The sequence below is a fragment of the Pseudomonas sp. P7759 genome, assembly GCF_013386445.1.
Taxonomy (GTDB): domain Bacteria; phylum Pseudomonadota; class Gammaproteobacteria; order Pseudomonadales; family Pseudomonadaceae; genus Aquipseudomonas; species Aquipseudomonas azotoformans_A.
Genome location: NZ_JACART010000004.1, coordinates 57,093 through 74,970, shown reverse-complemented (window position 1 = coordinate 74,970; position 17,878 = coordinate 57,093). Strand labels below are relative to the sequence as shown.

Here is a 17,878-nt window from a genome sequence, read left to right as displayed (position 1 = left end):
ACATTGCCATGCCTGACTACAAAGCCCCCCTTCGCGACATGCGCTTCCTGATCGACAACGTGTTTGATTTCCACGGCCATTACGCCGCCTTGGGCGCGACCGATGCCAGCCCGGACATGGTCAGCGCGATTCTCGAAGAAGGCGCCAAATTCTGCGAAAACGTCCTCGCGCCGCTCAACCGCAGCGGCGACGAAGAAGGCTGCCATTTCGACAATGGCGTGGTGACTACGCCCAAGGGTTTCAAGGAAGCCTTCGCCCAGTACGTGGAAGGTGGCTGGCACGGTGTGGCGGCAGACCCGGCCTACGGCGGCCAGGGCTTGCCGTCGTCGCTGGGCCTGGTGCTCAGCGAGATGATCGGCTCCAGCAACACGTCCTGGGGCATGTACCCAGGGCTGACCCACGGCGCGATGTCGGCGATCCACGCCCACGGCACCGTCGAGCAGAAGGACACGTTCCTCAGCAAACTCACCGCCGGCGAATGGACCGGCACCATGTGCCTCACCGAAGCCCATTGCGGCACCGACCTGGGCCTGATCAAGACCCGCGCCGTGCCCCAGGCGGACGGCAGCTATGCGGTCACCGGCAGCAAGATCTTCATCTCGGCCGGCGAGCACGACATGAGCGCCAACATTATCCACCTGGTGCTGGCCAAACTGCCGGACGCACCGGCGGGCACCAAGGGCATCTCGCTGTTTATCGTGCCCAAGTTCCATGCGGATTCGGGTGAGCGTAACGCGGTGCACTGCGGCTCCATCGAACACAAGATGGGCATCAAGGGTTCGGCCACCTGTGTGCTGAACTTCGACGGCGCCAAGGGCTTCCTGATTGGTGAGGCGAACAAAGGCCTCAATTGCATGTTCACCATGATGAACCACGCGCGCCTGGGCACCGGGATGCAGGGCCTGTGCAATGGTGAGGCGAGCTTCCAGGGCGCAATCAAGTACGCCAACGACCGCCTGCAGATGCGCTCGCTGACCGGCGCCAAGGCTCCGGATAAAGCCGCCGACCCGATCATCGTGCATCCCGATGTGCGCCGCATGCTGCTGACCATGAAGGCCTTCAACGAAGGCAATCGCGCACTGACCTACTTCACCGCACAGTTGCTCGATACCGCGCACCTGAGCAGCGACGCCACCCAGCGCCAGGACGCTGAAGACCTGCTGGCGTTTCTCACACCCATCTGCAAAGCCTTCATGACCGACACCGGCCTTGAGGTGACCAACCACGGCATGCAGGTCTTCGGCGGTCACGGTTACATCCGCGAGTGGGGCATGGAACAACTGGCTCGCGATGCGCGGATTGCGCCGATCTATGAAGGCACCAACGGCATCCAGGCCCTCGATCTGCTGGGGCGCAAGGTGTTGGGCAGCCAGGGCAAGTTGCTGCGTGGGTTTACCAAGATCGTGCATAAGTTCTGCGCGGCGAATGCCGAGCATCCGCAGCTCAAGGCCTATGTAGGGCAGCTCAACCAACTGAACGGGGAATGGGGCGAACTGACCACCCAGGTCGGCATGGCCGCGATGAAGAACCCCGATGAAGTGGGTGCGGCGGCCGTGGATTACTTGATGTACAGCGGCTACGTGATCCTCGCCTACCTGTGGCTGCGCATGGCGATGGCTGCCCTTGAGCAACCGGACTTGGATTTTTCCAAGGCCAAGCTCGCGACCTGCGACTTCTATTTCAAGCGCCTGCTGCCACGTACCGCCACCCACCGCGCTGCGGTGGAAGCGGGCAGCGAATGCCTGATGAGTCTGCCTGCGGAGGCGTTTGCGTTGTAATGACTTAAAAATACCAATCAGTCACAAGTGGACCCTATGTGTCTGAAAAGTTGTTCGGGTACACTCTGAGCCTGTAAAACCGACTCTTACCGAATTACTTTTCACGTTCTCACGAGGTTTGCCATGGCTGATTACAAAGCGCCGCTGCGTGATATGCGCTTCGTCCTCAACGAAGTCTTTGAGGTCGCCACCACCTGGGCCCAATTGCCGGCATTGGCAGACACCGTTGACGCCGAAACCGTAGAGGCCATCCTCGAAGAAGCCGGCAAGGTCACCGCCAAATCCATCGCCCCGCTCAGCCGCGGTGGCGATGAACAGGGTTGCCGCTGGGACAACACCGCAGTGTTTACGCCGGATGGTTTTCCACAGGCTTACAAAACCTATGCCGAAGGCGGCTGGGTGGGCGTAGGGGGTGACCCGATGTTTGGCGGCATGGGCATGCCCAAGGCGGTGTCGGCCCAGGTTGAAGAGATGATCAACTCGTCGAGCCTGGCGTTCGGTTTGTACCCGATGCTCACCTCCGGCGCCTGCGTGTCGATCAACACCCACGCCAGCGAAGCACTGAAAGCCGCTTATCTGCCGAAGATGTATTCCGGCGAATGGGCTGGCTCCATGTGCCTGACCGAGGCCCATGCCGGTACTGACTTGGGGATTATCCGCACCAAGGCCGAGCCCCAGGCGGACGGTTCCTACAAAGTCAGCGGCACCAAGATCTTTATCACCGGCGGTGAACACGACCTCACCGACAACATCATCCACCTGGTGCTGGCCAAGCTGCCGGACGCACCGGCCGGTCCCAAGGGCATCTCGCTGTTCCTGGTGCCGAAGTTCATGGTCAATGCCGACGGCAGCCTGGGCACACGTAACACCGTGAGTTGTGGTTCCATCGAGCACAAGATGGGGATCCAGGCGTCGGCGACCTGCGTGATGAACTTCGACGAGGCCGTGGGTTACCTGGTGGGCGAGCCGAACCGTGGCTTGGCGGCGATGTTCACCATGATGAACTACGAGCGCCTGGGCGTGGGCATCCAGGGCCTGGCATCCGGCGAGCGTTCCTACCAGAACGCCATCGACTATGCGCGCGACCGCGTGCAAAGCCGTGCGCCAACCGGCGCTCAGCACAAAGACAAAGTGGCCGACCCCATCATCGTGCACCCCGATGTGCGCCGCATGTTGCTGACCATGAAGGCCGCGAACGAAGGTGGCCGGGCGTTCTCCACCTATGTGGCGACGCAACTGGACATCGCCAAGTTCAGCGAGGATGCCGCCGCGCGTGAGCGTGCCGATAACCTGGTCGCCCTGTTGACCCCGGTAGCCAAGGCGTTCTTGAGCGACCTGGGCCTGGAAACCACTGTGCTCGGCCAACAGGTGTTCGGCGGCCATGGCTACATTCGCGAGTGGGGCCAGGAGCAACTGGTGCGTGATGTGCGCATCACCCAGATCTACGAAGGCACCAACGGCATCCAGGCACTGGACTTGATGGGGCGCAAGATCGTCGGCAGCGGCGGGGCGTTCTACACCCTGTTTGCCGACGAGATCCGTGCTTTCATTGCCTCGGCGGGTGCCGAGTTGACGGAGTTCACCAAGCCGCTGGGCGCAGCAGTAGATAACCTGGATGAGTTGACCGCCTGGGTGCTGGACCGCGCCAAGACCAACCCGAATGAAATCGGCGCGGCGTCGGTGGAGTATTTGCACGCCTTTGGCTACATGGCCTACGCCTATATGTGGGCGCGTATGGCCAAGGCTGCGTTGGGCAAGGAATCTGAAGAAGACTTCTACGCCAGCAAATTGGGCACTGCACGCTTCTACTTCGCGCGCTTGTTGCCACGCATCCACTCGCTGAGTGCCTCGGTTAAAGCCGGTAGCGAATCTCTGTTCCTTCTGGATGAGGCCCTGTTCTAAGGGCTTGGAGGGCGTGTAAGCATTCTCTTACATGACGTGCTGCTAATCGTCCTCTATCGCCAGATTGGATCCACGGATAATCTACTTCACATGGACGTCGCGCAGGAAGCGCAAAGCAACAACACGGACACGTAGGATTCTGCCAGGACGGCGGAGTGAAATGGATGTCAGGGAAACAGTCTGCAAAGCCCCGCTTCGGCGGGGTTTTCTTTTGCCCGCGAAAAAGTCAGCTCCTTGAGTTCAGGGCTGCGCCTGCGGGGCATTCATCACGTCTTCCAGCAGGGTGCGCAGCAACGCCACCGTCGCTTGCTGGCGCTGCACATCGCGGCACACCAGGCCGACTTTCAGCGGCACTCTGGGTTCACTCAAGGGTTTCCACAGCAGCGACTGGCTGTTGTGTTCGTCCTGAGAGCGGCCCGGTAGCACCGTCGCCAGTTTTGTGTGGGGCAGGCTGTCGAGAATCCCCACCATGGTGTTCAGCTCCGCCTGTACTTGCGGGCGTCTTCCGAGGTTGGACAGCTGTCCTTGCCAGATCTGCCGGACCTGGAACTCTTCCCCCAGCAGCAACATCGGCAACTCCGCCGCCTGCTTCAGCGAGACTTTCTTGAATTCCCGCAAAGGGTGATCCTCGGGGATGACCACCCTCAGTTCATCTTCATACAGCAACACGCCATGCAGCCCCGGCTGGCGTGGCGGCAAGTAGCTGATGCCGATATCCAGCGAGCCGTTGAGCAGTCGGCGCTCGATCTCAAGCCCGGTCAATTCGTAGATCTGCACCACCAGATGTGGCTGGGCCTTGCGCACGCGCTCCAGCATCTGCGGGACCAGGCTGGTGTGTACGGTTTGCAGTACGCCGATAGCCAGCGTGCGCATCGCCTGGCCCTTGAAATTGCGCAAGGCTTCAACCGCCTGTTGCATGCCGTCGATCAATGGCAGCGCGTGGTTGTACAGTGTGTGCGCCGCCAGTGTCGGCAGCAGGCGCTTGCTGCTGCGCTCGAACAGGCTCACATCCAGGTTCTGCTCCAGTTGGCGGATCTGCTGGGACAGCGCCGGTTGAGAGATCGACAGGCGCTCGGCGGCACGGCCTACGTGGCCTTCCTCATACACCGCGACGAAATAACGCAGTTGCTTGAAATCCATAAGACTTACTTATCGAAAAAGCTGGAAAAACGAAATGGCTGTTGGCCCCCGAGGCGCCTAGTCTAGCGCCTATTCGCAGGGCTTACAGGGCCGGATCGGGCAATGAACAGCGTTTATGTTGATAGCGTTTACATAGGCAAGGCAAAAAACCTCAAGGCAGCACAGGCGTGTCGCACCGACCAAGGTCCGGTTGCTATTGGGGGCGAGCTATGAATCTGTTTCGTCGCCCCGCGCCGAGCCTGGACGATTTGATGTTCGAAGCGCCCAGCGATACTTCTTCCAGCGACTCCCTGATGCCCTCCGTCGCTCGCCCTGCGCAAGTTTTCGTACGCGGACAAGGCTCCTGGCTGTGGGACAGCGAGGACCGTGCCTACCTGGATTTCAGCCAGGGCAACGCGGCCAACAGCCTCGGCCACAGCCCTCAAGTGTTGATAAAGGCGCTGACGGACCAGACCCAGGCGCTGATCAACCCCGGCAACGGCCTGCATAACCGCGTTCAACTCAACCTCGCTGAGCGCCTGTGCCATCGCACCGGCAGCGATCAGGCATACCTGCTCAACAGCGGCGCTGAAGCCGTTGAAGCCGCGATCAAGTTGGCGCGCAAATGGGGCCAGCTGCATCGCGGGGGAGCGCATCGCATCCTCAGTGCCAGCGCAGGTTGCCATGGCCGCAGTTTTGCAGCGATGTCGGCGTCGGCGGGTGGTCCAGAAAACCGTTTCGAACCGCAATTACCCGGCTTCAGCCATGTGCCCTTCAACGACCTGCCGGCGCTGCATGCGGCCGTCGACGCGCAAACCGTCGCCATCCTGCTCGAACCGATCCAGGGCGAAGCGGGCGTCATTCCTGCGACCGAGCATTACCTCAAAGGCGTCGAGCGCTTGTGCCGTGAACTGGGGATCCTGCTGATCCTCGACGAAGTGCAAACCGGCATGGGCCGCTGCGGCACCTTGCTCGCCGAGCAGCAATACGGCGTACGTGCCGACATCATCACCCTCGGCAAAGGCCTGGGCGGCGGGGTGCCCCTTGCAGCGCTACTGGCGCGTGGCAAAGCCTGTTGTTTCGACGTGGGCGAGTTGGACGGTACTCACCACGGTAATGCACTGATGGCATCGGCCGGGCTGGCGGTACTCGATGCCGTGCTGGAGCATGGTTTTATGGACCACGTGCGTGAGTCCGGCGTGTATCTGGGCGAAGGTCTTGCCCGCCTGGCCTACCGCTACGACCACGGTCAACTGCGTGGTCACGGCCTGATGTGGGGCCTGACGTTGTCAGATGATTCTGCGGATGCTGTCGTAAAGGCAGCGCTGCACGAAGGCCTGATCCTCAATGCCCCGCAACCCAACTGCCTGCGCTTCACCCCGGCCCTGAGCGTGAGCAAAAGCAACATCGACGAAATGCTCCTGCGCCTGGCCCGCGCCTTCTCCCGCGTGCGCACCGCTCAACTGCAATGCCGCAAGGGCATCGCCGTTTAACCCCCTATTCCTGAACCGTCTCGCGGTCTACGCGGCGCCTCCGGCCTGATTCTTTTAGCTGGGGGCGTTTTTTTGGGCGTGTCATTTTTGGATTGAAAATGTTGATTGAGCGTTTGTGAAAACAATGGCTTTTTAGCGGGCATCGGCAAGGACTGCCGATGGGGCGCGGGGAGTTTTAGCGTGCTTCATTTTCAATCTGTACCACTGGGTGGTATGTTTGTGGGAAGGGATATCCATGAGGCTTAGGTTGTTCAAAACCCGTAACTTCGCTGATGCAGCGAGCAGAGCCTGGATCTGTGATTCTGAGCTAAGAGAAGCGTTTGGCGAATTGCTCAAGGGCCAAGCGGATGATCTGGGTGGTGGTGTTTGGAAGAAGCGCCTGAAGGAAAACCGGCACCGCTCCATCGTGTTGGCAAAGGGCCGGCATTACTGGGTTTATCAATCTCTTTTTGATAAGCAGAGACAGGCCAATATCAGCCCTAAGGAATTGGGTAGGCTTCGTGCGCTGGCTAAGGTCTATGAAAACTTAAGCGAAGCACAGCTCCGATACCTTCTGGATGCCAAGGATTTTGTGGAGATACATCATGACCAAAAAATATGAAAGCGAAGTACTTGAGTCTGTTCACCAGTCTGCCCTAGCACTGTACGCAATTGGCGCTATCAGCAAAACCACGCTTCGCGAATATGACGAGGCCTGCTTATCTGCGGTCCCTGAGCAAATCCCGGCCGAACAAATCAAGCAGCTTCGTGAAAGCAGCCATGTGAGCCAGCCTGTGTTCGCCCGCTACCTGAACACCAGCGCGTCCACCGTGAAAAAGTGGGAATCCGGCGAGAAACAACCCAGCGGCATGGCGCTCAAATTGCTAAGCATTGTGAAGAAGCACGGCTTGGAGATTCTTGCCTGACAGTGGCCCAACGCCAGATCCCACTGAACCCTCACGAACGCCCAAGGTCGATTAGCTACACGGCTCACACGAGCCGATTTTCTGGAGCTGACCCCATGGATTTCATTCGTATCATCATCGCCATTCTGTTGCCGCCACTGGGTGTGTTCCTGCAAGTGGGTTTCGCCGGCGCGTTCTGGCTGAATATCCTGCTGACCCTGTGCGGCTACATCCCTGGCATCGTGCACGCGGTGTACATCATCGCCAAGCGCTGAGGCCGTCAGCCTTTTGCGATGAGCCGTGAGTTGCGCTCGTTGCGAAAGGCCAACTGCTCGATGGTCTGGGTGGCGTGTTCGGCTTCTTCCCGCGCTTGCAGGATGAGGCCGTGCTGCTCGGACTTGCTGCACACCGGGTCGGCATTGCTCGCGTCCCCCGTGAGCATGAAGGCCTGGCATCGGCAGCCGCCGAAATCCTTTTCCTTTTCATCGCATGACCGGCATGGCTCGGGCATCCAGTCGTAGCCGCGAAAGCGGTTGAAGCCGAACGAGTCGTACCAGATGTGCTGCATGCTGTGGTCGCGCACGTTGGGAAACTGCACCGGCATCTGTCGGGCGCCGTGACAGGGCAGGGCCGTACCGTCTGGTGTCACGGTCAGAAAGATACTGCCCCAGCCGTTCATGCAGGCTTTCGGGCGTTCCTCGTAGTAATCCGGGGTGACGAAAATCAACTTGCACGGGTGACCTTCGGCTTCCAGCTTGGCGCGGTATTCGTTGGTGATGCGTTCGGCGCGCACCAGTTGCGCCTGGGTTGGTAATAGTCCGACACGATTGAGCTGGGCCCAACCGTAGAACTGGCAGGTGGCGAGTTCGACGAAGTCCGCTTCCAGCGCAATACACAGCTCGATGATGCGGTCGATCTTGTCGATATTGTGCCGATGGGTGACGAAGTTCAGCACCATCGGGTAACCATGTGCCTTCACCGCACGGGCCATTTCCAACTTTTGCGCGAAGGCTTTTTTAGAGCCGGCCAGCAGGTTGTTCACCTGTTCGTCGCTGGCCTGGAAGCTGATCTGGATATGGTCCAGGCCGGCTTTCTTGAAGTCGCTGATCTTCTGCTCGGTCAAGCCGATGCCGGAGGTGATCAGGTTGGTGTAGAACCCCAGCCTGCGCGCCTCGGCGATCAGCTCGGCCAAGTCTTGACGCACCAACGGCTCACCGCCGGAAAACCCCAATTGTGCGGCCCCCATCTCGCGGGCTTCGCGAAACACCTTGAACCACTGCTCGGTACTCAGCTCCTTGCCCTGCTCGGCAAAGTCCAGCGGGTTGGAGCAGTACGGGCATTGCAACGGGCAGCGGTAGGTCAGCTCGGCCAGTAGCCACAGTGGCAAGCCAACCGGCGGTTTTTCAGGCAAGGGTAATCCAGTGCTCTGCACGGGCGACCTCCATGAAATCCTCGATGTCTTTACCGAGTTCTGGCACGCCGGGGAACTGTTTATCCAGCTCAGCGATGATCGCCGCCACGTCGCGCTCGCCGTCGATCAAACCACCGATCAGCGCAGCGCTGTCGTTGAGCTTGATCATGCCCTCGGGGTAAAGCAGCACATGGCCTTTTTGCGCGGGTTCGTACTGGTAGCGATAGCCCTGGCGCCAGGTGGGTGTCTTGCTGCGATCAAAGCTCATAGGGGGATCCCTTTATGCCACACCCGTTGGTCGGTCACGCTGTGATACGGCGGGCGTTTGAGTTCGTAGGCCATGCTCATGGCGTCCAGCATGCTCCACAAAATATCCAGTTTGAACTGAAGAATTTCCAGCATGCGTTCCTGGCCTTCACGGGTGGTGTAGTGCTGCAACGTGATCGCCAAACCGTGCTCCACATCACGACGAGCCTGGCCCAGGCGGGTGCGGAAATATTCATAACCGGCCGGGTCGATCCACGGGTAATGCTGCGGCCAGCTGTCGAGGCGCGACTGGTGGATCTGCGGCGCGAACAATTCGGTCAGCGAACTGCTGGCGGCTTCCTGCCAACTGGCGCGGCGGGCGAAGTTGACGTAGGCGTCTACCGCGAATCGTACACCGGGCAGTACCAATTCCTGCGAGCGCAGTTGATCCGGGTCGAGGCCCACGGCCTGGCCCAGGCGCAGCCAGGCTTCGATACCGCCGTCTTCACCGGGGGCGCCGTCGTGGTCTAGCAGGCGCTGGATCCACTCGCGGCGGATCTCGCGGTCTGGGCAGTTGGCCAGGATCGCGGCGTCTTTCAGGGGGATGTTCACCTGATAGTAAAAACGGTTGGCGACCCAGCCCTGGATCTGCTCGCGGGTCGCGCGGCCTTCGTACATCGCCACGTGGTAGGGGTGATGGATATGGTAGAAGGCGCCCTTGGCACGCAGGGCGGCTTCGAATTCGGTGGTGGTCAATGGCGTGTCAGTCATGTCGGTCGCTCCTACAATTCAATGCTCATGCCGTCGTAAGCCACTTCGACATTGCGTCGCACCAGTTCCGCTCGCTCGGGGGAGTCTTCATCGAGGATCGGGTTGGTGTTGTTGATGTGGATAAGCACTTTGCGCTGCTCGGGCAATTGCTCCAGCACTTCCAGCATGCCGCCGGGGCCGTTCTGCGCCAGGTGGCCCATTTCGCGGCCGGTGCGGGTGCCGACGCCACGGCGCTGCATTTCGTCGTCGTCCCACATCGTGCCGTCCACCAGCAGGCAGTCGCTGTTGGCCATGATTTCCAGCAGCGGCGCGTCCACTTTACCCAGGCCCGGCGCGTAGAACAGTTTGCCGCCGGTGCGCAGGTCTTCGACGATCAGGCCGATGTTGTCGCCGGGGTGCGGGTCGAAGCGGTGCGGCGAGTAGGGCGGTGCGGCGCTGCGCAGGGGCAGTGGGGTGAAGCGCAGGTTGGGGCAGGCCGGAATGGTGAAGCTGGCGTCCAGCTCAATGCGGTTCCAGGCCAGGCCGCCGTTCCAGTGGGTGAGCATGGTGAACAGCGGGAAGCCGGAGCTCAGGTCTTCATGGACCATGTCGGTGCACCACACTTGGTGCGGGCAGCCTTCGCGCAGGCTCAACAGGCCGGTGGTGTGGTCGATCTGGCTGTCCATCAGGATGATTGCGCTGATGCCGGTGTCGCGCAGGGCGCGGCCGGGTTGCATCGGTGCAAAGCCCTGGAGTTGCGCGCGGATATCCGGCGAGGCGTTGCACAGCACCCAGTTCACACCATCGTCGGAGATCGCGATGGACGACTGGGTACGCGCCTGGGCCCGCAGGCTGCCATCACGAAAACCCGCGCAGTTCACGCAGTTGCAGTTCCACTGCGGGAACCCACCGCCGGCGGCGGAACCTAGAATCTGGACAAACATGGCAGCTCCATCAAGCTCAAAACAAAAACGCCCCGGGCGAACCGAGGCGTTGTATTACCCAGCGGATTAACGGCTGGCGAAGTACATGGTGACTTCGAAACCGATGCGCAGATCAGTGTAAGCAGGTTTGGACCAGGTCATATTCTTACTCCTACGAAGGGATGGGACGTTTACTACCAAGTAATACATATAGTCCACCTCCAGTCGGAGATGTTCAGATGTGTGCGTAGGAATGTTACGCAATTCTTTTCAAGTTAGCGCTGTCTTGGCGGAAAAAGCCTTTTGCAAGGGTGGCAATGATCAGTCTGCCGCTTGCCAGGTTGCCGAGATACGCGGGCCGTTGGTCACGCAGCGCCAGCCGCCTGCGGCGTCGTTCAATTGCTGGGCGGCGAGCTGTAATGCTTCGCGGGTATAGGTTTGGATGTGGGATTGAAGGTCAGCCAGGTAGCCCGACGAGTGGCCCGCCAGATGGGCGTGCCACAACAATTCGGCGGCTTGGGCGCTGGGCAGCTCCTGTGCTGAGAATTGCTGTGCCAAAGTCATGTTGCCCAGGTCGGCGCTGCTATCGATCAGGGCTGGCAGTTGTTTCAGGAATACGTGCAGGTGATCAACGATACCTTCCAGCGACACGCTGGGGGATTGCACGCCGAATAGCAGGCCGGTCTGCCCATTGATCTGTCGGATGCCGCTGAACACGGCGTAGCCGATTTGCAGCTCGACGCGCAGGCGCTGGTAGAACGGGCCTTGGAGCAAATGGCCAAGCAATCGCCAGGCGGCTTCATCCGCCAGGGACTGACTTGGCGTTGGGCAAAACAGCAGCAGTGCGGCTTCGTCAGCGTTGGTTTCAATCTCATGCCAGATACGCTGGCCGCTGAGAGCGGGCAGAACATGATCGAGGTGTGCAGGCTGCCCTGGCAGACGGGCCGCTGCGGTCTTGATCGCGGCTTCAAGCGTTGCCGAGAAACCCAGTCCCAGGCCGTGCCAGCGCGCAGTGGACCAGGATGCCGATTCGGGATTGTGACCGTTGCAGCACGCGGGCAGCGCCTTGAGCAATTCACGGATGGCGATCATCTGCGGTAAGGCGGGTGGGGCTTCTTGCGGTTGATTCAGGCTTTGCGCCAACGCGTCCAGCACGGCCGGCATGGGCTCCTGCAGCCCAATCATGTTCACCTGCCAGTCTTGGCCCAGGCTTTCGAACGACAATTCGACGCCCGCCTGACGGGCATGCTCGCGCAACGGCTGCAAAGCGTTTTCCAGGCCGGAAGGCGCTGAGCGCCATTGCAGATACAGCGCACCTTCATCACCGTCGTTTGCCAATGCCTGGCTGAATGCCAGCGCCGACACTTCCCTACGTCCACGGGAGCGATCCTGCGCAAAGGTGCGCAAGCCCCGGTGAGCGCTGGTCTGGCCGCGAATCAGGCCGGCGCGTTCTTCCTTGACCGGTGGGCGCAGGAATGGGTTGTTCGGTGGCAGTTGCCATGAGTGCTCGGAGGGCGGCAGGTGCAGCGAATCAAGCAGGGCCTTGAGGGCGACGACGTCCTGTTCCGACAGCCCTTTGCTGTCATTTCGGGCCAAGGCCAGGGCGCCTTGGACCTGCTGTTGACGCGCGGCCAGCAGCGCAAACTCTTCCCGCAGTGAAGTCCAGTCGCTGTGTGCGAAAAAGCTCAACCAGTCGTGCAGCAACGCCTCGATTTGCGTAGCCGATTCGCCTGGGGTGGTGAAGTCGATATCCAACACAGCCTGCCCGGCGAAGTCATAAATCACAGACGCCTGCAGGGCAGCCGCCAGTTGCCGCGTCTTCAATTCAGCCAGCAATCCGCCGGGTGCCGAGGCGTTAAGCCAGGTGCAGAGAAACGCCAGTGCTTCCCGTGGCGTATTGCAGGCGATGACGTGGTGCAGGTGATGGTGGGTGATGCGCTGATAGCTCCACGCAGCGCCCTGCATCAATGCCGGTGGAGCGGATTGTGGGCGTAGCGGTCCTGAGGTGAGTTGCTCGCTGAACAGCTGTGCCAAGGCTTCCAACGCTTCCAGTGATTGCGGACCCGCCAAGCTCAAGGTCATCTGCCCGCTCTGATAGAACTGCGTGTGGAATTCCTGCAACGCCTGCTGAAATGCCTCACGCTCCACCGGCAGGCTGTCGCGGTTGCCTGCATGGAAACCCCGCAGCGGATGATCCGCCGCCAGCCCTTCCAGCAACGCGACCTGCTGCTGCGCCTTGGCATCGCGGGACCAGGCGACAAACTCGGCGTGCAGCACCTCGCGCTCACGCAACTGGTCCTCCAACGCCAGGCGCGGGTGGCTCAGCATGTCAGCCAAACGCTCCAATCCACCGGCAAACAGTGCAACGGGCAGCTCAAAGAAAAACTCCGTGGTGCGCTCACGGGTGCTGGCATTGATCTGACCCCCATGACGTTGCACGTAGGCCATCAACCCTTCGTTCGTGGGAAAACGCTCGGTGCCCAGGAACAGCAGATGTTCGAGGAAATGCGCCAACCCCGGCCACGCCAGCGGCACGTCATGGCTGCCCGCGGCTACGCGCAAAACGGCGGCGCAACGTTTGAGACGTGGCGCATGCTGCAAGGAAACCCGCAAGCCATTGGCGAGGGTCAGGTGAAGGTGATGAGGGTGGGCCGGCGCAGGCATGGGCACTTCCGAAACGTGGGATGTGCCTATGCTAACAAACCGGCTGGATCAGGGCTTGTGCAGCACGCCGTATAACTCGGGGCGGCGGTCCTGCAAGTAGTGATTGGCGGCACGGGCGTCGAGGATCGACTGGCGATCCACCTCTCCGACGATCAGCGCTTCATCCAGGCCCGCCTGGGCTATGCGCTGGCCATTCGGCGCGGCGATGCTGCTTTGCCCGCAATACTGGATCTCGCCTTCGTGCCCGCAATAGTTGGCGTAGGCCACATAACATTGGTTCTCGAAGGCCCGCGCCCGCACGGTGACGTCGGCAACAAAGTCGAACGGCACCATATTGGCGGTGGGCACCAGGATCAGTTCGGCACCGGCGAGGGCCAGGCGTCGGGTGTTTTCCGGGAACTCCAAGTCGTAGCAGATCAGGAAACCCAGCTTCCAGCCGTTGAGCTCCACCAGCGGGAAATCATCGCCGCCGGCACTGAACATCGAGTGGTCCAGGTCGCCAAACAGGTGGGTCTTGCGGTAGTTGCACAAGCGCTGGCCGTGGGCGTCGATCAACTGCACAGCGTTGTAAATCTTGCCGTCCTCGGCCCGCTCCGGGTAACCGTAAAGAATCGCCAGCCCTACACTTTTGGCCAGTTCGGCGATCGCCTGTGCCGACGGCCCATCCTGCGCCTCGGCCAAGGCGCCAACCGCCTCGGTGCCGATGTTGTAGCCGGTGAGGAACATCTCCGGCAGCACCAGCACATCGGCGCCGGACGCCTCATGCGCCAAAGCGTGCAGGCGCTTGAGGTTGCCGGCCACATCCAGCGGCAACGGTGGGCATTGGTACAGGGCGACGCGCATGTTCAACTCCTTAGTCGGCCAGGGCGATCGGCCCGATTTCATCGAATACGTCACCCGGTCCTGGGTTTTCCGGGTGAGTGCTGCCACCGAAGTGGGTCATGATGCCCCACACCGCGTTCAGAGAGGTCTGCACCGCGCCCTCGACCCAGGCTGGGGTCCACGACACATCATCACCGGCGATAAAAATCCCACGTTGTTCGGCGGGCATGTCCTTCTGCATGAAGTGCGCATACATACGCTGGTTGTAGCGATAGTGGCCCGGCAGTGCGCCTTTGAAGGCCCCGAGGAAATGCGGGTCGGCTTCCCATGACACGGTGATCGGGTCACCGATGATGCGTGCCTTGATATCGACGTTCGGGTAGATCTTTTTCAGGGCGTCGAGGGCCAGTTTTACACGCTTGTCGATGGGCTGCGGCAGCATTTTCAGGGCGTCGCTCATCCACGAGTACGACAGGCAGATCACCCCCGGCTTGTCGTCGCCGTTATCGAACAGGTAGGTGCCACGGGTCAGGCGGTCGGTGAGGGTCATGCTCATGAGGTCGCGGCCGGTTTCAGGGTCTTTGTCTTTCCAGAACGGGCGGTCGACCATCACGAAGGTTTTCGACGACTGCATGTAGCGCGTGCGGTCCAGGGCCATCCACATCTTTTGCGAGAACAGCGTTTCGTCGCATTCGATCTGGGTGGTCAGCAGCCAGCTTTGGCAGGTGGTCAGCACCGCGGCGTATTCGCGGGTGTCGCCATAGTTGTCGGTGACGGCGAAACGGCCATCGGCGGCATGGGCGATACGTTTCACCCCGGCCCGAGGCGCGCCCCGGTGTAGCGAACTCAGGCTGGTGCCGGCTGGCCAGTGGGCGCAGCGCTCCGGTACATGGCGCCAGATGCCCATCGGCACCTGGGCCACACCGCCGACCACCAGGTGTTGATGGTCGTCGCAGTTGGTCATCACCACACGGAAGATTTCCAGCATGGAGTTGGGGAAGTCCGAGTCCCAGCCGCCAGTGCCAAAACCGACCTGGCCGAAGACTTCGCGGTGCAGGAATGACAGCTTGGCGAACGCCTTGGAGGTCGCGACGAAGTCGTAGAAGGTGCGGTCATCCCACAGTGGCACCAGCTTGTTCCATAGCTCCTTGAGGCGCGGCACGTCACGGTCGCGGATGGCCTGCTGGATATCGCCGAACTGCGAGCCAGCTTCCAGGGCATCGGCCCAGGCGTCCGCCACTTCCTGGAACAGCACCGGCAAGTCGGAGAGTTTTTGCGCGTAGTGGGTCTGGCCTTCAAGGTCGATGACCGTACTGCCGGACGCCGGGGTCAGTGGGTTGGGGAAAGGTTTGGTTTCCAGCCCCAGCTTATCGACATAGTGGTAGAACGCGGTGGACGACACCGGAAAGCGCATGCCGCCCAGCTCGGCAATGATGCCTTCGGCACCTTCGAAGGCTTGGGAGCGCAGACGGCCGCCCATTTTCGAGGCTTCGTACACTACCGGCTTGAGGCCGAGCTTCATCAGCTCGTAGGCGGCCACCAGGCCCGCGATCCCGGCGCCGACGATCGCCACTTCGGCACCGTGGTGGGCGGCGGGGATGCTGCCGAGGCCGGCCGGGTGTTCGATCCAGTCATCAAAGGCAAACGGAAAGTCTGGGCCAAAGATGGTGATGGGCTTTTTACCGTCTGCAGGGTGGCGATTGTTTTTGTTGAACGTGTTCATGGCTGACCTTGCTGGATACCCGGCGGGGCACGACCCGCTGAGTATAGGAAAAGATGGCAGCCAGTTTAGTGAGCGTTGCGTACGTTAATAAGACGCAATGTGTCGTCGAATTGATCTGTTTTGAGTCAAAGTGACGAGTTGCGTGGTCAAACTGGCTGTCCACGATCCAATTTGTTACTGAGGATGATCGAAGTCGTGGTTTTCTCCACGCCGTCCACGCTGCCGATCTGGTCGAGCAATTGGTCCAACTGCTCAGGCGAATCCGTGCGCAGCCAGGCGACGTAATCGAACTCGCCACTCACTGCGCACAGCTGCTGCACCTGGGCCATGGCGCTTAACCGGCGCAACACCTCTTTGCCAGAGCGCGGTTGCACGGTGATGCCCACGTAGGCTTGCAAACCTCCGTCCGCCACCCGCTGGCTCAGGCGCACGCCATACCCGGTGATCACCTGGGTTTTCTCCAGGCGCGCCAGGCGAGAGGTCACCGTGGTGCGTGCGATGCCCAGCTGCCGGGCCAGCATGGCCACGCTTTCGCGGGCGTTGATCTGCAAGGCGGCGATCAGTTGGCGATCGATTTCATCTAGGGCGGGCAAAGTGAGGGCTCCGAAACGGCGGCAATAAGCAGGCATCTTACAGGCTGGCGTCAGCGAGCAGGCAGCGGGCAAACAGTTGCGGTACGGGGAGTTGGCGCTGGTTATAGCGACTGAGCAGGATGATTTCGCGGTAAAAGGTCAGGCTGCCCAGCGGGATAATTCGTATCTTGGGCGAGCGTTCCAGCCACAACCCGGCCTGAGGAATCAGCGATACACCCAAGCCGCACTCGACCATCTTGACGATGGCCTCCAACTCGTCCAACTCCAGCGCCACCTGCACATCGAGCTTCTGCTCACGCAGGAATCGACTGACCAACCGACCACCAAATGAGGCACGGTCATAACGCACGTGAGGCTGCGTCGCGAGCAGTTGCAGAGGGTTATCGCCCGCCAGCGTGTCAGGCACGATCAGCACAAACGGCTCCTTGCGCAGCACCTGCACATGCAACTCCTTGGGCAGGTCGAAGGGCGGACGGATGATGATGGCCGAGTCCAATTCGCCTGCATCTACCTGGCTCAACAGCTCCAGGGACACCCCCGGTATCAGCTTGCACTCCACCGCCGGCGCCGCCTGGCGCAAACGCACCAGCGCCTGGGGCAGCACACCGGTTTGCGCGGTAGTGATGGCCCCGACTTTCAACTCACCCCGGTACTCGTTGGCGTCTACCGGCACTGCCATGCGGTTGAAGGTTTCCAGAATCTCCTTGGCCAGCGGCAGTGCGCGTAGCCCGGCAGCATTCAGCGTGGCCTGGCGTCCGGTGCGGTCGAACAATGGCACGCCGAGGGCCTGCTCCAATTGACGAATTTGTGCACTGACCGCCGACTGCGTCAGCCCGATATGCATACCCGCCGCCGCAAACGTACCGTGCCGGGTTACCGCAATAAAGGTTTTCAGTTCGCGCAGCATGGGCCTCTCGATTGATCGAAATAATTTGAGCTCGACACAAAAACTATCGTCTTTTCATCGTCAGGAGCAAGGCTAAACTCGATGCACTTAACGCCCATAGAGGTTTGACCTGATGACACTTGCGCCTTTTCACCTGGCAATTCCGGTATTCGATCTGGCCGCCGCGCGGCACTTCTACGGCGACGTCTTCGGCCTGGAAGAAGGCCGCTCCAGCGACCATTGGGTCGACTTCAACTTCTTCGGCCACCAATTGGTGATCCACGAACACCCGAAAACTGCCTCGCAGGAGGCCGCCCACACCAATGCCGTAGACGGCCACGACGTGCCTGTGCCGCACTTTGGCGTGGTGCTGGGCTGGGACGATTGGCATGCCTTGGCGGAGCGCTTGCAGGCGCGGAAAACCCGGTTCGTGCTGGAACCGCATATTCGGTTCAAGGGGCAGGTGGGGGAACAGGCAACGCTGTTTCTGTTTGATCCGTGCGGGAATGCGCTGGAGTTCAAGGCGTTCAGGGATATTGGGCAGTTGTTTGCGAAATGAGGCTGCCAGACACACAAAAGCCGCGCAATGCGCGGCTTTCGAATTGGTGGGCCCACACGGACTTGAACCGTGGACCAAAGGATTATGAGTCCTCTGCTCTGACCAACTGAGCTATAGGCCCTGTA

18 protein-coding genes and 1 tRNA gene are annotated in these 17,878 nt (G+C 60.7%); 7 read left to right on the top strand and 12 right to left on the bottom strand.

Features of this window, described 5'->3' with window-relative positions; all coding sequences use genetic code 11:
• The first annotated feature begins 8 nt into the window (after positions 1 to 8).
• Together HX823_RS04345 and HX823_RS04340 are read left to right on the top strand one after the other, a co-directional pair.
• Positions 9 to 1,778 (top strand): acyl-CoA dehydrogenase C-terminal domain-containing protein, encoded by a 1,770-nt coding sequence (locus tag HX823_RS04345; RefSeq protein ID WP_177074217.1) that lies wholly within the window; start codon positions 9 to 11, stop codon positions 1,776 to 1,778.
• Between the two features lie 123 nt (positions 1,779 to 1,901).
• On the top strand, positions 1,902 to 3,680 hold the full coding sequence (locus HX823_RS04340) for an acyl-CoA dehydrogenase C-terminal domain-containing protein (RefSeq protein ID WP_177074216.1): 1,779 nt from the start codon (positions 1,902 to 1,904) through the stop codon (positions 3,678 to 3,680).
• A gap of 240 nt (positions 3,681 to 3,920) precedes the next feature.
• Here the strand turns inward: HX823_RS04340 and HX823_RS04335 are convergent, their stop codons facing one another.
• A complete protein-coding gene (locus HX823_RS04335) occupies positions 3,921 to 4,820 on the bottom strand; it encodes a LysR family transcriptional regulator (protein WP_177074215.1) in 900 nt (299 codons plus the stop codon).
• A 209-nt stretch (positions 4,821 to 5,029) separates the two neighbouring features.
• Here HX823_RS04335 and HX823_RS04330 point away from each other — a divergent pair, with 209 nt between their 5' ends.
• The 4 genes from HX823_RS04330 (at position 5,030) to HX823_RS04315 (ending at position 7,451) form a co-directional block, all read left to right on the top strand.
• Positions 5,030 to 6,292 carry an aspartate aminotransferase family protein gene (locus HX823_RS04330; RefSeq protein ID WP_177074214.1) on the top strand — a complete coding sequence of 421 codons (1,263 nt, stop codon included), beginning with the start codon at positions 5,030 to 5,032 and terminating at the stop codon, positions 6,290 to 6,292.
• Positions 6,293 to 6,527: 235 nt separating this feature from the next.
• Positions 6,528 to 6,893, top strand: coding sequence for a type II toxin-antitoxin system RelE/ParE family toxin (locus HX823_RS04325; protein ID WP_177074213.1), 366 nt, complete (start codon positions 6,528 to 6,530; stop codon positions 6,891 to 6,893).
• On the top strand, positions 6,877 to 7,197 hold the full coding sequence (locus tag HX823_RS04320; RefSeq protein ID WP_095013759.1) for a DNA-binding transcriptional regulator: 321 nt from the start codon (positions 6,877 to 6,879) through the stop codon (positions 7,195 to 7,197). The genes HX823_RS04325 and HX823_RS04320 overlap by 17 nt, the downstream gene beginning before the upstream one ends.
• A 95-nt stretch (positions 7,198 to 7,292) precedes the next feature.
• Entirely contained in the window at positions 7,293 to 7,451 is a 159-nt protein-coding gene (locus HX823_RS04315; protein WP_007904205.1) for a YqaE/Pmp3 family membrane protein, read from the top strand.
• 5 nt (positions 7,452 to 7,456) lie between these two features.
• Here HX823_RS04315 and pqqE read toward each other — a convergent pair whose 3' ends face one another.
• The 10 genes from pqqE to HX823_RS04265 form a co-directional block, all read right to left on the bottom strand.
• Complete coding sequence (gene pqqE, locus HX823_RS04310; RefSeq protein ID WP_038843053.1) at positions 7,457 to 8,587, bottom strand: pyrroloquinoline quinone biosynthesis protein PqqE; 1,131 nt, start codon at positions 8,585 to 8,587, stop codon at positions 7,457 to 7,459.
• Positions 8,580 to 8,855, bottom strand: a complete 276-nt coding sequence (gene pqqD / locus HX823_RS04305; protein WP_038843051.1) for a pyrroloquinoline quinone biosynthesis peptide chaperone PqqD — start codon at positions 8,853 to 8,855, stop codon at positions 8,580 to 8,582. The genes pqqE and pqqD overlap by 8 nt, the downstream gene beginning before the upstream one ends.
• Positions 8,852 to 9,604: a pyrroloquinoline-quinone synthase PqqC gene (gene pqqC / locus HX823_RS04300; RefSeq protein WP_038843048.1), complete on the bottom strand. Its 753-nt coding sequence runs from the start codon at positions 9,602 to 9,604 to the stop codon at positions 8,852 to 8,854. The genes pqqD and pqqC overlap by 4 nt, the downstream gene beginning before the upstream one ends.
• An 11-nt stretch (positions 9,605 to 9,615) precedes the next feature.
• Entirely contained in the window at positions 9,616 to 10,527 is a 912-nt protein-coding gene (gene pqqB, locus HX823_RS04295; protein ID WP_177074212.1) for a pyrroloquinoline quinone biosynthesis protein PqqB, read from the bottom strand.
• A gap of 66 nt (positions 10,528 to 10,593) precedes the next feature.
• The gene (gene pqqA, locus HX823_RS04290) at positions 10,594 to 10,668 is read right to left on the bottom strand and encodes a pyrroloquinoline quinone precursor peptide PqqA (RefSeq protein WP_003194766.1); all 75 of its coding nucleotides are present in this window, start codon (positions 10,666 to 10,668) and stop codon (positions 10,594 to 10,596) included.
• Positions 10,669 to 10,827: 159 nt separating this feature from the next.
• Positions 10,828 to 13,170 (bottom strand): pyrroloquinoline quinone biosynthesis protein PqqF, encoded by a 2,343-nt coding sequence (gene pqqF / locus HX823_RS04285; protein ID WP_177074211.1) that lies wholly within the window; start codon positions 13,168 to 13,170, stop codon positions 10,828 to 10,830.
• 48 nt (positions 13,171 to 13,218) lie between these two features.
• A complete protein-coding gene (locus HX823_RS04280; protein ID WP_177074210.1) occupies positions 13,219 to 14,013 on the bottom strand; it encodes a carbon-nitrogen hydrolase family protein in 795 nt (264 codons plus the stop codon).
• A 10-nt stretch (positions 14,014 to 14,023) separates the two neighbouring features.
• Complete coding sequence (locus HX823_RS04275; RefSeq protein ID WP_177074209.1) at positions 14,024 to 15,715, bottom strand: NAD(P)/FAD-dependent oxidoreductase; 1,692 nt, start codon at positions 15,713 to 15,715, stop codon at positions 14,024 to 14,026.
• A gap of 146 nt (positions 15,716 to 15,861) precedes the next feature.
• The gene (locus HX823_RS04270; RefSeq protein WP_038843036.1) at positions 15,862 to 16,308 is read right to left on the bottom strand and encodes an Lrp/AsnC family transcriptional regulator; all 447 of its coding nucleotides are present in this window, start codon (positions 16,306 to 16,308) and stop codon (positions 15,862 to 15,864) included.
• A gap of 37 nt (positions 16,309 to 16,345) precedes the next feature.
• A complete protein-coding gene (locus tag HX823_RS04265; RefSeq protein ID WP_177074208.1) occupies positions 16,346 to 17,215 on the bottom strand; it encodes a LysR family transcriptional regulator in 870 nt (289 codons plus the stop codon).
• Between the two features lie 112 nt (positions 17,216 to 17,327).
• Between HX823_RS04265 and HX823_RS04260 the strand changes: the two genes are divergently transcribed.
• The gene (locus HX823_RS04260) at positions 17,328 to 17,753 is read left to right on the top strand and encodes a VOC family protein (RefSeq protein ID WP_177074207.1); all 426 of its coding nucleotides are present in this window, start codon (positions 17,328 to 17,330) and stop codon (positions 17,751 to 17,753) included.
• Positions 17,754 to 17,797: 44 nt separating this feature from the next.
• Here HX823_RS04260 and HX823_RS04255 read toward each other — a convergent pair.
• A tRNA-Ile gene (locus HX823_RS04255) sits at positions 17,798 to 17,874 on the bottom strand.
• Positions 17,875 to 17,878: the final 4 nt, after the last annotated feature.

Excerpts from the sequence above, each read along its gene's own strand:
- HX823_RS04345 (WP_177074217.1), top strand. The coding sequence starts at position 9 with ATGCCTGACTACAAAGCCCCCCTTCGCGACATGCGCTTCCTGATCGAC.
- HX823_RS04340 (WP_177074216.1), top strand. The coding sequence starts at position 1,902 with ATGGCTGATTACAAAGCGCCGCTGCGTGATATGCGCTTCGTCCTCAAC.
- HX823_RS04335 (WP_177074215.1), bottom strand. The coding sequence starts at position 4,820 with ATGGATTTCAAGCAACTGCGTTATTTCGTCGCGGTGTATGAGGAAGGC.
- HX823_RS04330 (WP_177074214.1), top strand. The coding sequence starts at position 5,030 with ATGAATCTGTTTCGTCGCCCCGCGCCGAGCCTGGACGATTTGATGTTC.
- HX823_RS04325 (WP_177074213.1), top strand. The coding sequence starts at position 6,528 with ATGAGGCTTAGGTTGTTCAAAACCCGTAACTTCGCTGATGCAGCGAGC.
- HX823_RS04320 (WP_095013759.1), top strand. The coding sequence starts at position 6,877 with ATGACCAAAAAATATGAAAGCGAAGTACTTGAGTCTGTTCACCAGTCT.
- HX823_RS04315 (WP_007904205.1), top strand. The coding sequence starts at position 7,293 with ATGGATTTCATTCGTATCATCATCGCCATTCTGTTGCCGCCACTGGGT.
- pqqD (WP_038843051.1), bottom strand. The coding sequence starts at position 8,855 with ATGAGCTTTGATCGCAGCAAGACACCCACCTGGCGCCAGGGCTATCGC.
- pqqC (WP_038843048.1), bottom strand. The coding sequence starts at position 9,604 with ATGACTGACACGCCATTGACCACCACCGAATTCGAAGCCGCCCTGCGT.
- pqqB (WP_177074212.1), bottom strand. The coding sequence starts at position 10,527 with ATGTTTGTCCAGATTCTAGGTTCCGCCGCCGGCGGTGGGTTCCCGCAG.
- pqqF (WP_177074211.1), bottom strand. The coding sequence starts at position 13,170 with ATGCCTGCGCCGGCCCACCCTCATCACCTTCACCTGACCCTCGCCAAT.
- HX823_RS04280 (WP_177074210.1), bottom strand. The coding sequence starts at position 14,013 with ATGCGCGTCGCCCTGTACCAATGCCCACCGTTGCCGCTGGATGTGGCC.
- HX823_RS04275 (WP_177074209.1), bottom strand. The coding sequence starts at position 15,715 with ATGAACACGTTCAACAAAAACAATCGCCACCCTGCAGACGGTAAAAAG.
- HX823_RS04265 (WP_177074208.1), bottom strand. The coding sequence starts at position 17,215 with ATGCTGCGCGAACTGAAAACCTTTATTGCGGTAACCCGGCACGGTACG.
- HX823_RS04260 (WP_177074207.1), top strand. The coding sequence starts at position 17,328 with ATGACACTTGCGCCTTTTCACCTGGCAATTCCGGTATTCGATCTGGCC.